At 63.5% G+C, this 12218-nt stretch carries 11 protein-coding genes, 1 pseudogene and 1 riboswitch; of the genes and pseudogenes, 5 read left to right on the top strand and 7 right to left on the bottom strand.

All coding sequences use genetic code 11. The features are described 5' to 3' along the window. Nucleotides 1-221 precede the first annotated feature (221 nt). Nucleotides 222-351, top strand: a riboswitch (FMN riboswitch). A 189-nt stretch (nucleotides 352-540) separates the two neighbouring features. From ribB to HMPREF9465_RS10385, 3 genes and pseudogenes are all read left to right on the top strand, one after another. Beyond that, nucleotides 541-1137, top strand: a pseudogene (gene ribB, locus HMPREF9465_RS10395) (3,4-dihydroxy-2-butanone-4-phosphate synthase); the annotation flags it as partial. A 225-nt stretch (nucleotides 1138-1362) separates the two neighbouring features. Continuing rightward, a complete protein-coding gene (locus tag HMPREF9465_RS10390; protein ID WP_005436753.1) occupies nucleotides 1363-2634 on the top strand; it encodes a pyridoxal phosphate-dependent aminotransferase in 1272 nt (423 codons plus the stop codon). 78 nt (nucleotides 2635-2712) lie between these two features. Beyond that, the gene (locus HMPREF9465_RS10385) at nucleotides 2713-3219 is read left to right on the top strand and encodes an AEC family transporter (protein WP_081579497.1); all 507 of its coding nucleotides are present in this window, start codon (nucleotides 2713-2715) and stop codon (nucleotides 3217-3219) included. A gap of 86 nt (nucleotides 3220-3305) precedes the next feature. On the opposite strand, the gene HMPREF9465_RS10380 is transcribed toward HMPREF9465_RS10385, so the two are convergent. Further along, nucleotides 3306-4208, bottom strand: coding sequence for a hypothetical protein (locus tag HMPREF9465_RS10380; RefSeq protein ID WP_005436749.1), 903 nt, complete (start codon nucleotides 4206-4208; stop codon nucleotides 3306-3308). A 336-nt stretch (nucleotides 4209-4544) separates the two neighbouring features. Next, complete coding sequence (locus tag HMPREF9465_RS10375; RefSeq protein ID WP_005436747.1) at nucleotides 4545-6056, bottom strand: flavocytochrome c; 1512 nt, start codon at nucleotides 6054-6056, stop codon at nucleotides 4545-4547. A gap of 724 nt (nucleotides 6057-6780) precedes the next feature. Here HMPREF9465_RS10375 and HMPREF9465_RS10370 point away from each other — a divergent pair. Further along, nucleotides 6781-7809: a DMT family transporter gene (locus HMPREF9465_RS10370; RefSeq protein WP_005436745.1), complete on the top strand. Its 1029-nt coding sequence runs from the start codon at nucleotides 6781-6783 to the stop codon at nucleotides 7807-7809. Between the two features lie 98 nt (nucleotides 7810-7907). On the opposite strand, the gene HMPREF9465_RS12535 is transcribed toward HMPREF9465_RS10370, so the two are convergent. Further along, complete coding sequence (locus tag HMPREF9465_RS12535) at nucleotides 7908-8705, bottom strand: GntR family transcriptional regulator (RefSeq protein ID WP_005436742.1); 798 nt, start codon at nucleotides 8703-8705, stop codon at nucleotides 7908-7910. Between the two features lie 217 nt (nucleotides 8706-8922). On the opposite strand from HMPREF9465_RS12535, the gene HMPREF9465_RS10355 reads away from it, so the two are divergent. Next, the gene (locus HMPREF9465_RS10355; protein WP_005436736.1) at nucleotides 8923-9636 is read left to right on the top strand and encodes a hypothetical protein; all 714 of its coding nucleotides are present in this window, start codon (nucleotides 8923-8925) and stop codon (nucleotides 9634-9636) included. A gap of 75 nt (nucleotides 9637-9711) precedes the next feature. Here the strand turns inward: HMPREF9465_RS10355 and HMPREF9465_RS10350 are convergent, their stop codons facing one another. From HMPREF9465_RS10350 to HMPREF9465_RS10335, 4 genes are all read right to left on the bottom strand, one after another. After that, entirely contained in the window at nucleotides 9712-10041 is a 330-nt protein-coding gene (locus HMPREF9465_RS10350; RefSeq protein ID WP_005436735.1) for a hypothetical protein, read from the bottom strand. Continuing rightward, nucleotides 10038-10439, bottom strand: a complete 402-nt coding sequence (locus tag HMPREF9465_RS10345; protein WP_005436734.1) for a nitrous oxide-stimulated promoter family protein — start codon at nucleotides 10437-10439, stop codon at nucleotides 10038-10040. Before HMPREF9465_RS10345 ends, HMPREF9465_RS10350 begins: the two co-directional genes overlap by 4 nt. A gap of 107 nt (nucleotides 10440-10546) precedes the next feature. Beyond that, nucleotides 10547-11134: a methylated-DNA--[protein]-cysteine S-methyltransferase gene (locus tag HMPREF9465_RS10340; RefSeq protein WP_005436733.1), complete on the bottom strand. Its 588-nt coding sequence runs from the start codon at nucleotides 11132-11134 to the stop codon at nucleotides 10547-10549. 90 nt (nucleotides 11135-11224) lie between these two features. Beyond that, a complete protein-coding gene (locus HMPREF9465_RS10335) occupies nucleotides 11225-12037 on the bottom strand; it encodes a Crp/Fnr family transcriptional regulator (protein WP_005436732.1) in 813 nt (270 codons plus the stop codon). Nucleotides 12038-12218 lie beyond the last annotated feature (181 nt).

The raw sequence follows: 12218 nt of genomic DNA, 5'->3' as shown, positions 1-12218 counted from the left end.
GAGTCCATAGTAATGCCCCATCAACATAGGAATCGAGTATTCCTACCGGGGGTGTTTTTTCTTTTTGGTTTCCGGCGCTTCCGCTTTCATACTAACACGCGGTTTCGAACAACGGAATCCAAGCCTCAAACGGGCGTTCACCTTCGGGCGAACGCCCGTTTTCGTTTCCGCGAACGCCCGTTTTCTTGACATCGTCCCTTCCCTTCCGTATAAATTCGCTCTGCAATCTTCAGGGCAGGGTGAAAGTCCCTACCGGCGGTACAGCCCGCGAGCGCCTCTCCCTCAGGGGAAGCGCATGATCAGGTGAAACTCCTGGGCCGACGGTCACAGTCCGGATGTAAGAAGATGCAGGTCAAAGGCGGACGCGTGCCTGCGTCCGGCATGCGCGTGCCCGCGCCTGCGCCCTTTGCCGTCGCCCTGAACGTTCGGCCACCACCGGGTTCGGGGCGCCTTCGTCTCTTCCTTGAGCGGAAGCTCCCCATCCCGCCTTCAATCCTCTAGAGAACCGAAGCCCTTGGCTTCGGACAAGGAAGACACGTCATGACCCATGCGTTCGACACCATTGAAAAGGCGCTTGAAGACCTTCGCGCCGGCAAGATCATCCTCGTCACCGACGATCCCGATCGTGAAAACGAAGGCGACTTCATCTGTGCGGGCGAGTTTGCCACGCCCGAGAACATCAACTTCATGGCCGTCCACGGCCGCGGCCTCATCTGCATGCCCATGTCGGGCGAGCTCTGCGACAGGCTCGGCCTGGCGCCGATGGTCGCGAAGAACACCGACAACCACGAGACCGCCTTCACGGTGAGCATCGACCACGTCGAGACGACGACGGGCATCTCCGCCTTCGAGCGCTCCCACACGGCGCTCGCCGCCCTTCGCCCCGACGCCCGTCCCGAGGACTTCCGCCGCCCCGGCCACATGTTCCCGCTGCGCGCCAAGGCGGGCGGCGTGCTCGTGCGCAACGGCCACACCGAAGCCACCGTCGACCTGTGCCGCCTCGCGGGCCTCGCGCCCTGCGGCCTGTGCTGCGAGATCATGGCCGACGACGGCACGATGATGCGCACGCCCGAACTCATCGAGTTCGCCCGCAGGCACGACATGACCTTCATCACGATCGCCGACCTCCAGGCCTGGATCCGCGCCCGCGCCTAAATTCTGGACACGCACGACGCACCGCGTCTACTCCCGGCTTCACGACGGCCCGCCGTTTTCAACGAAACGGCGGGCCGAACTGCATCAGGATGCAAGCAAAACGCCGCCTTCACGCACACGGCGTCGCCTTTGCGCGTACACTTTGAAGTTCGACGCCGCCATTGACGAGCGGCCTTTCCCCCGCTTGAAACTCCGCCGGAAAACCTCATGAAGCTCATCAAGAAATCCAAGAAGCTCAACAACGTCCTCTACGACATCCGCGGCCCGATCGTCGACCGCGCCAAGGAGATGGAGGCCCAGGGCCAGCAGCTCATCAAGCTCAACATCGGCAATCTCGCCTCGTTCGACTTCCAGGTCCCCGAGGAAATCCAGCGAGACATGATCCTCAACCTGCCCAACTCCGCGGGCTACTCCGACAGCAAGGGCATCTTCGCCGCCCGCAAGGCCGTGATGCACTACACGCAGGAGCTCGGCATCAGGGGCGTGACGCTCGACGACATTTATCTCGGCAACGGCGCCTCGGACCTCATCTCGCTCGCGACGAACGCGCTGCTCGACGAAGGAGACGAACTCCTCATCCCGATGCCCGACTATCCGCTCTGGACAGCCACCACGAGCCTCTCGGGCGGCACCCCCGTGCACTACCTCTGCGACGAGGAGAACGGTTGGCAGCCCGATCTTGACGACATCCGCGCCAAGATCACCCCGAGGACCCGCGGCATCGTGATCATCAACCCGAACAACCCGACGGGCGCCGTCTATCCGAAGGAGACGCTTCTCAAGCTCGTCGACATCGCCCGCGAGTTCGGCCTCATCATCTTCGCCGACGAGGTCTACGACAAGATCCTCTACGAGGATGCGAAGCACATCGCCATCGCGAGCCTCTCCACCGACGTCCTCACGATCACGTTCAATTCGCTCTCCAAGGCCTACCGCGCCTGCGGCTACCGTGCGGGCTGGATGATCATCTCGGGCAACAAGCTGCCCGCCCGCGACTTCATTGAGGGCCTCAACATGCTCGCCAACATGAAGCTCTGCGCCAACGTGCCGGGCCAGTGGGCGATCCAGACCGCGCTCGGCGGCTACCAGTCGATCAACGACCTCGTCTGCGAGGGCGGCCGCCTGCGCGTTCAGCGCGACCTCGCCTGGGAGCTCCTCACGCAGATTCCGGGCGTCACCTGCGTCAAGCCCCAGGGCTCGCTCTACATGTTCCCGAGGCTCGATCCGAAGATCTACCCGATCGAGAACGACCGCCAGTTCTTCAAGGAGCTCCTTGAAGCCACGCGCGTCCTGCTCGTGCAGGGCACGGGCTTCAACTGGCCGCATCCCGATCACTTCCGCGTCGTGTTCCTGCCGCACGAGCCCCAGCTGCGCGAGGCCATCAGCCGCATTGCCGAATACCTCGCCGCCTGGCGCGCCGCACATCCCGTGAAGGAAGAACCCGCCACACCGAGGAAGAAGGAGGGCGCCGCCGAATAAGCGCTGTTCGGCAGCTTCCCGCCTGTCCATGCAGCGGCCTGAAGGCCATGATGTCTTCAGGCCGCTTTTTCTCATCCTATTTCCGTACCTCAACAGCGCCATGCAGAGCCTTCTCAGACGCTTCGCAAGGTGCTGACCAATCCGCTCATCATCGCGACCGTGGCGGGCCTTCTCGTCAAGGCATCGGGCCTCACGGTCCCGCAGACCGCCACGACCTTCCTCGCGCATCTGGGCAACGACTCGCTGGCGATGGGACTCCTCTGCATCGGCGCGGGCCTCAGGCTCCATGACTTCAGGGATCACCTCGCGCTCATCACGACCTCCGTCGTCTGCCGCCTGCTTGCGGTCCCCGCCATCGCCTGGGGTGCCGTCACGCTCGCGGGCCTCGACCCCGTGGAGGCGGGCGTCGCGATCCTCTTTGCGGCGCTTCCCACCGCACAGAGCTGCTACGTGATGACGGCCTCGATGAAGGGCGACGCCCCGTCGGTCGCCAACGTCACGACCGCCCAGACGCTCGCCGCCATGGCGACGCTCCCCTTCTGGATCTCGACGGTCCTCATCGGCCTCTCGCCCATCGCGGGCTGAGACCGGAATCAGGGAAAGGCAGATGCACGAACGTCCGCAGGACCGCGTGTCCTTGCGGGCGTCTCATTGTTCGATCCGGGATGAGGTCAGACCGACTCGAGGAGTCGCTCGAGCCTCGGAAGAAGCGTGCGGCGGCAGTATTCTGCCGTCTCGTCGCCGCCCGGGAGCTCGAGGAACATGCGGCCTGCGTCGAGCGTGAGCCCGAAGGCGCGCACGGCCTCGGGGCCGCCGCGCTCGCACTGCGTGACCACGCTCTTGACGGTGGCGATAACGCCCTTGGAGAAGCGTTCGGAAGCGGCGCGGAAGATCACGGCGTCCCTGTCGGTCTCGTCGACGGGGTGATCGGCCGCCTCGAGAAAGCCCTCGAACTCCCCCTTGAGGCGGTCGGCACAGCGGTCCTTCATCAGTATGAAGTCGGCGCTCGAGGCGGTGCCGTAGGCGTCGCTCAGCGCCTGCGCGTTTTCGCGAAAGTCGATGCCGAGCTGGTGGCGATGCTCGGGCGAGAGATGCGCCCACTCGGCCGTGATGCGGCGCAGCAGGCCCACGAGACGCATGCTCGCGGCGATCTGGCCCGCAAAGATGATGTCGTCGATCACGAAGCTGCGCGCGATCGTGCCGATGCCCGCGTCAAGGAAGTTCTTCCAGCGGCGGAAGAAGAGGCGCTCCTCGTCGTCGCTCTCAAAGACTTCGCCCACGAGCGCAAGCGGGCTCGCGGCGTGCTCGGAGACGAGCCTGCGCACGTTGGCGGCAAAGCCCTCGAAGCTCTCGAGCGCCGAAAAGGACGTGCCCTCGCCCGCCTCGCGCTCAAAGCGCCCAAGCCAGGAGGCCTGCTCGAACGTCAGGTCCTCCATCAGCTTCCTGCAGCCCGACGGGAGGAAGCTCCTCGCCTGCTGCCAGTCCTCGAAAAGGCCCGTCGCGGCCGCCGTGAGGCGCTCGAGCGCCTCCCTGATCATCGCCAGGCGCTCGGCCTCGGTGTGCATCACAGTCATGTTGTGTCGTCTTCTCATTGTTGTTGTGACGTCATGCGGCGCGCCTCGCTTTTCACAGGATTTCCCTGCGCACGGCGGGCCTTTCGCCCCGCCGTTCCTTTTTTTCGCGCTTGCATGAGAATGTTTCCCAATAGTTTACCTCAATCAAGGCATATCTGCCCTACCCAAGAGACTATTGATTTTTCGAACGACGGATTCGGCGGGACCGTTCGGAGGCGTTCAGGGAGACGTAAATGAAGAGCGCCCGGAGGCCTGGGACCTTCGGGCGCTTCAGGCGTCCTGCTGCGGCGCAGGACGGGGTTCAGGGGGCTCCGCCCTGAGGCGGAGCGTCAGGCCTTATTTGATGGCGGCGACCTTCTGGCCGGCGAGGCGGCCGAAGACGAGGCAGTCAAGGATGGCCACGGAGCCGAGGCGCACTGCACCGTGCACGCCGCCCGTCGCTTCGCCGGCGGCGAAGAGATGGCCGATCGGCTTGTCGGAGCGGACGTCGAGGACTTCGCAGTTGTCGTCCGTGACGAGGCCGCCCATGCAGTGATGGACCTTGGGCTGGAGTTCGCAGACGTACCACGGACCTTCGACGAGCGGGACCTGGTCGTTGTTGATGTAGCGGCTCCAGACCGGGTCGGCCTTGGCCTTCACGACCTTGTTGAATTCCTCGACCTGTGCCTTGAGGGCGTCGGCCTTGATGCCGGCGGCCTTGGCGAGGGCTTCGAGCGAGTCGTACTTCTCGACGATCTTGCGTTCGAGCATTTTTTCAAGGAAGCCCGGGCGCTGCTTCTTGAGCGGCTGCACGTTGGGTTCGTTGCAGATGGCGAAGCACTTCTTGCCGTTGGCCTGTTCGACCATGATGGCGTCGGCGCGGACCTTGCGGTTGGCGAGCTCGTTGACGAAGCGCTTGCCTTCGGCGTTGACCCAGAGGCCGTATTCGGCGGCGGCCGTCTGGTTGAACTGCCAGCCGATGCCCATGCCCTTTTCACGCGGGCAACCCCACGGGCCACACTGGATCCAGTCGTTCTGGACCTGGAGGGCGCCGATGGCGGACGTTTCACGCCACATTTCGGACGTGGCGCCCGGCTGGTTCGTCGTATCGAGCGTTTCGTTGAGCTTCGGATCTTGGAACATGCGGAACTTCACGTCGGCGGAGAAGCCGCCGTAGCAGAGCACCACGCCCTTCGTCGCGCGGATCGTCTTCACCTTGCCAGAGTCGGCCTTCGGGAAGCGGTAGCCTTCGCGGACCTGAACGCCCTCGACGCCGTTGTCACCGCGGATGATGTGTTCGACGAACACGCGGTTGCGCAGCGGAATGCCGAGTTCCTTGCACTTGTCGAGTTCCTTCGTAACGATGCCCGAACCCGAGCCGTTCGTCGTCGTGACGTAGCGCGGAACGGAGTGACCGCCTTCCTGGCCGATGGCGTCGGGCAGGTACTGCACGCCGAGTTCCTTGACGGTCCATTCATAGTTGGAGAGCGCATGCTCGGCCAGATAGCGGACCTTGCTCGAGTAGTTCATGTAGTTGCCGGCCGTGAGAATGTCCTTCTCAAGCAGCTCGACCGAGTCCTCGATCTTGTGGAGCTTCTGCTGCGGGCAGCCCGTGGCGGTCAGAATGCCGCCGTTGATGATCGAGTTGCCGCCGAACGTGGCCATTTTTTCAAGAACGACGACGTTCGCGCCCGCCTTCTTCGCCTCAATGGCGGCGGCAAGACCGGCAAAACCCGAGCCGATGACGATCACGTCGACGACTTCGTCCCACTTCTGCTTCGGAGAGGCGACGGCGACGGTGGAGCCTGCAAGAGCCGCACCGGCGGCGACTGCACCCTGGATGAGATGACGGCGGGAAAGATCGGTCATGGTAAATTCCTCCTCAAACTGACTCCAGACGAGCCGACTTCTCCTGAGGCCGCATCCGGAGATTCCGCCCTTCGCCCCGACGGGACGCGGGCGAGCACAGGGCGCACTTTGTCGCCCTTCGTTATCATCCTACTATCGACAGGCGCAATGCGGGAGAGAACAAACCCGCATCCGAATCACCTCCCACTGAATTCCCGTTCAGGCCTATACGTCACTACCACAGTTCTTGACAGGACATGGAAAGACGACGCCGCAGGCGTTTTGACCCCTCAACGCCCCTTTCCTCACGGTAACCGACGTTACACTTTGAAATAAAGTTGCGTTTTCGACTCATGATTGCGTATTTTTACTGAGTTTTTCTTTGCACTTTTCCGCCAAAAATCAGCAGAATCCCCTCGTCCCTAGGGATTACGCGAAGTACCTAAGGACTTCCCCTAAATGCATCTCGCGTATTTCCCGCATTTTTGTTAGCATGAGGCTGACCAAAACAAGCGCATTGAACAGCCGTTCAGACCAGAAGAAGGCTGTTGCGGATTGAGGCGGTCGCGCCGGGAAAAGATACCTTCCCGGCAGCCCGGCGGGGAAGCGTCAGGCGGGTTCCGAAAGGAGCGCGGGCGCGCCCACCCGGGTCAAGCACGGGCGGCGCCATCCCTTTCACACCAGTCGCCCGTTACGGACCGCGTCCGGGTGAAAGACGGACGCAAGCACCGGTAATCGTCAACCCATGCTCATCGGCGTTTTGCTTGGCATCGCTGCGGGTGCTCTCTGGGGCCTCATTTACATTGCGCCCCTTCTTCTACCGCAGTACAACCCCGTTCTCGTCGCCCTCGGGCGATTCATCGCCTTCGGCCTCGTGTCGCTGCCCTTCATGTTCTTCATGAAGGAGGACCTCAAGCGATTCACGAAGCCCGACATCATCGAAGCCTTCCGGCTTCCCTTCTTCGGCAACGTCGTCTTCTACAGCCTGATCACCGTCTGCATCCGCATGTCGGGCGCTCCGCTTGCCGGCATGTTCATGGCCGTCATTCCCGTGCTCGTCGCCATCGTGGCGAACGTGCGCTATCAGCGCGAGGGCCGTGGCCTCTCGTGGGGCTCCATCACGCCGCCGCTCGTGCTCATCTTCTTCGGCCTCGTGATCGCCAACTGGACCGAATTCCAGTACATCACCTCCTCGGGCTCCACGGGCCTCGACTTCTGGATCGGCGTGCTCTTCGGCATCGCGGCCGTGATCTCCTGGACCTGGTTCTCCATCATGAACGGCGAATGGCTTCTCGCCCACCCGAAGCACAGCTCGTCCGCCTGGACGGCCCTGCAGGGCGTCACGGTGCTCCCCGTCGTCATGATCGCCTTCGCGATCCTCGCCTGGCCGTGCGGCTGGATGGACACCTCGGTGTCGCTTCTCGGTGAAACGCCGCTGCGCTTCCTCGGCGTGGCCCTCATGATCGGCCTGCTCTGCAGCTGGGTCGCCATGCTCTGTTGGAACCAGATGTCCCAGCGCCTGCCCTCCGGCCTCGGCGGCCAGCTCATCGTCTTCGAGAGCATCTCCGCCGTCGTCTACGCCCTCATCTGGCGCGGCGAATGGCCCACCATCACGATGGTCATCGGCTTCACGATCCTGCTCGTGGGCGTGATGTGCTCCCTCTACGTCTTCGGCAAGTCCCCCGCCAAGAAGGAGGACGAATCAAAAAAAGCGTGCGCGGCCCCGTCGAAGGCCGCGAAGCCTGAGGAAAAGCTTGAGGGCGAGGCCGCGTAAGGCCCCGCCGCGAAAAGACCTTCGACATTGAGAAACGGCCCTGTCGCCTGTATGGCGTCCGGGCCGTTTTCCATTCCCCCCTTCAGAAACGTGCCTTCCTACGGCAGCGCGAAGCAGATCTGCGAATTCTCCGCATCGAGCCTGTAGATGCGGTACTCGACGGGCAGGTGCCCGAAGGCCATCGAGATGCGCGCAAACCTCAGCACGGGCATCGGATCGGGAACGGCGAGCCGCACGGCCTCGCTCCCCTTCACGCACTCGTACCTCACCGCGCAGCGCTGGCTCGTGATCACCACGCCCATTTCGCGCGCATAGAACCTGTAGATCGAGTCGTCGGGCCTGTAGCCCCTGCGGTAGCGCTCGGCCGTGAGTCCGGGGAAGAATTCGGGCAGCAGGAAGATCTCGTCCGAGGCCGCAATGCGCTCGCCCTCGGGCGTGCGCTTGACCATGTGCCTCACCATGTGGATCACCGTGTCGCCCGCCCGGATCCCGAGCCCCGCCGCAGCCTCCGCCGGACAGGGCGCCTCCTCAAGCAAGACGAGCCGCCTGAAGTCGAAACGCGTGCTGCCGTCCAAACTCTCGAAGGGCTGGAACCTGTTCTCCTCGGCCACCGTCGCAAGGGTCGCCGCAAACGTGCCCGCACCCTGCCTGCGGATGAGCGCACCTTCCTCAACCAGAAGCTCCACGGCTCGCCTGAGCGTGCCGAGCGATACGCCGAGCTCCTCGGCAAGCACCGACTCCGTCGGAAGCCTGTCGCCGGGATGCCAGTCCCCATGCCGAAGCCTTTCGACCAGCACATTCCTCACCTGCTCGTAGAGCGGGCATCTCGCAACGGCAAGACGCCTCCCCGTCTTCCTCAGCATGTGCGTTTCCTCATTCTTGTGTTTCACGGTCATTTGCGCCTCCTCTACTCCTGCAGGAGTAGAAATTCATTCATATTGTAGATGACCCATATGCAACTCCGCCACCGAATGCCCCGCGGCGTGCCGGCCGCGTCATGCGTTTCCCAACGGTCAGGTCTGTCAGCATTCGTTACGCGCACGCTCGGGCGCGACGCCGCGTGCTTAGAATGACCTCACTCGCAATGCGAACGACTCAACTTTCCGCATCATCATGAACTTCAGGACGCTTTTCACACCCGCCGCCCTTGCGGGCCTTCTTGCTCTTCCGGGCGCCGCCTCGGCGCTCGACGCCATTCCCGCCTCCTGTCTCAAGTGCAGGCAGTCCCCGGACGACACCGCCTTCATCACCTGCCTCTACGAATGTCTCGCGGATCTGAAGACCGCACCCGGCGCTTCCTCGGGCGACGCTTCGAAGTCGAAGGCCGGGACGCCTTCGACCGATTCCGGAAAGTCGGGCAAAAAGACGCAGGCCGACGGCCTTCCCGCCTTTGAAGGCGGCTGGACGGTCTACGACAGGCCCGACGCCGCCGAGGGCGATCAGGCCCGCAGCGCCGAGCTCCTGAGCCACAATGCCGTCTCCGCCTTCTTCCAGCGCGTGCAGCCCGTTCTCGTCCTCGCCAAGGAAAAGAAGGGCGACGTCCATGCCTTCCTCAACCTCGAGCCCGCCGTCGTGGGCTCCTTCTCGGATCGCGTCCTCGTTCAGTTCGACGAGAGCAGGCCCCGCGCCCTGCCGCTCCGCGCCCTGATGGGCGGCAGCGCCGTCCTTCTTCAGGACAAGACCTTCCTCAAGGACCTTGCGTCCGCAAGGAAGCTCTACGTCCGCCTCGACCTCTTCGGCGCGCCCGCCCAGACCATGGCCTTTGATCTCGGCGACGTCAAGGGCGTCATGAAGTGGCTCGACGAGGCCGACGCCGTCAGGAGCTGAGACTTTCCCTGGCGACTGTCCGACCTGCTCGTCAAAAAAGGCGGTGCATCTTCCTGCACCGCCTTTTTCAACTCCTCAATCCCGATGCCTTGCGAGCGAGCACCAGCCTGCCAGAATCGTGAAGAGCGTCACGCCCGCCATGATTTCAAGCGCAGGATGAATCGAACCGCCCGTCTCGAGCCTTCGCATGACGATCTTCCCGCCGGCTCTCGCCCATTCGCAGGCAAAGAGCACGTGAAGAAGTGCGAGAAGGCGCGTGGCGCCCGCACCCTTCACGGCCAGAAGGATGAGTGCGCCAAGCGGCGCGGCCGCAGCCGCAAGCGGCACGCCGTGGTAGAGAAGATGCGCGCAGAAGAGCAGCGTCGAGAGCGCGGGCGGGATCGAGAGCAGCACCTTCCTCATCATGCCATCTCCTTCTTCGCCGCAGTGTTCCTCGGCTTTTCGGGCGCCTTCACCGTGAGGCTCTTCACAAGATGCCTGATGGAAAGCACGGGATGCGATGCCGCAAGACGCGGCCCCGCATGGCGCATGACCTCACGCGCCTGCGCCTTCTCCTTTGCGCGATAACAATGGATGCGGCACTTGGCGCAGACGGGCTTCGACGCACCGTACGGACAGCACGCAAGGCGCTTGAGCGCATACGCGAGGAAGGCGCTGCATTCGGGACAGAGCCCGTCGGGGCGCCCCGACGTGCCGTGGCGGTCCCTGCAATACATCGCCGTCATGATTCGGATCGTCTCCGCCTCCTCGCGAAGGACGGGATCGGTCTCAAGTCTTGCCATGCGAGAATTCGCCTCAGTCATGTGCATCTCTCCTGATCGCCTGTGAAAAAAGGGGATCTTAGTGAACACAGTCTGAGGCTAGCCTTAAGAACGGCACCATCCCCTCCTTCGGAGAGAGGCGGCGGGCGTCACCCCATCACCTTCGGGATGGCGTCGGCGATGAGTCTCGTGAAACCCCGCCCCGGCACGGCATTGACGCTCACCACCTTTCCCTCTCGCGCGAGGAGCTCGAACTTCACCGTCCCGCCGCCCGCATAGCCGCCTATCCTGCCGGACTTCTCGACCACGCGGTGGCATGGAATGATGACGTGCAGGGGATTGGCGCCGACGGCCGAGCCGACGGCGCGCGAGCCACCCTCGCATCCCGCCATGAGGGCGAGCATGCCGTAGGTGGTGGCGCAGCCGTAGTTGATGTCGGTCAGCACGTGCCAGACGTGCCGCTGAAAGTCGGTGCCGTGAAGACGAATGGGAAGCTCGAAGATCGTGCGCCGGCCCGCGAGGTACTCCATGATCTGCACCTCGGCCTCGTCGATGAGGGACGAGTTGCCCTGCAAGACCGCCCCGGCGCCGCATCGCCCTGCCGTACGGGCGATGATGCGCTCCACTCTTTCGGGCTCTCCCGTGAGCCAGAGCGCAAACACCAGCGCGCCTTCGCAGGCTCCCACTCTCATTTTGCCGAGCAGCGTTTCTATGTCTCGGGTAACGATGACGGCCATGATCTTCTCCTGCAAGCAAAAGTCTGAAGAGATTAGCTTAGCGCAGATCCTCTCCGCGCTCCTCCCCTGCACTTTCGCCGCACGGGACGATCATGAGCGCTGCCAGTATCGTCTCACGTCGCGCGGTCTCGGCAGTCCGCTCACCTTCTCCTCCAGATCGCAAAGGATCTCGTTGGCCTCCTGCAGGATGTCGAGCCTGTAGTGCACGATGCCGCCCTCGACGCGGCGCACGTCGTTTCGCCTCCACTCGGCCGCCAGGCGGTCGACCCACCCCATGGAGCAGCCCAGCACGCTGCGGATGATGCTGCGGGTGAGTACTCGCGGCGCGATCACCTCGTCGCCTTCGAGGTGCCCGAAATGGCTCGTCCAGCTCAGGAGTACGACCTTCATCGCCTGCTCGGAGTTCAGGAGCGTGAGACAGGCGAAGGCAAGGCGGTCGGAGAGCATTGAGAGTTCGCACTGAGTGGCGAGCAGCATGAAGAGATCGGGATTGCGTCTGGCGATTTCGAAGAACTCCCGGTGCTCGCACCAGACGATGGAGGTGGGCAGGATGGCCTCGTAGGCGCCGACTGCGGGACGGTGCGAGAAGATGTTGAGGTTGCCCGTGGCGATGTTGCCGGGCCCCGCGAGGCCGATCTGATTGTCGGACTTTGCGCCGTAGGTGCCGAGCTTGCGCGCGACGAGGCCCTTCTTGACGACCGCGAAACGGCTCACGGGTTCGCCCTCGCGGTAGATCTGCGCGCCGGGCGCGAGCACGGCCTCCTGCCCGATGTTCTCAAGAAGCCTCAGAAGCTCGGGATGGAGCGGCGGGCAGATCCACGGCACGAGCGGAATGCGGTGGAAGTAGTCTTCAATGGGAAGGCATCGGGTGCCAGCAAAGGTCGGTTGGGCGGAGGCGCTCACGGCCGGGCTCCTTCTGGTCGAAAGATCCGCCTTCACGGCGAAGGCAAGGTCTTCATCTGGGTCATTGGGCCTTATTTTAGCCGCCGCACAAACGTTTTGGAAAAAGTCCGCCATCAGAACCCGAAACCGACAAAGCCGGCCGTCTGCGAGGGACGACCGGCTTCGCCGGGCGGCGCATGTA

Origin of the sequence: Sutterella wadsworthensis 2_1_59BFAA (assembly GCF_000297775.1) — a bacterium.
Taxonomy (GTDB): Bacteria; Pseudomonadota; Gammaproteobacteria; order Burkholderiales; family Burkholderiaceae_F; genus Sutterella; species Sutterella wadsworthensis_A.
This window is presented reverse-complemented; position numbering and strand designations above follow the sequence as displayed.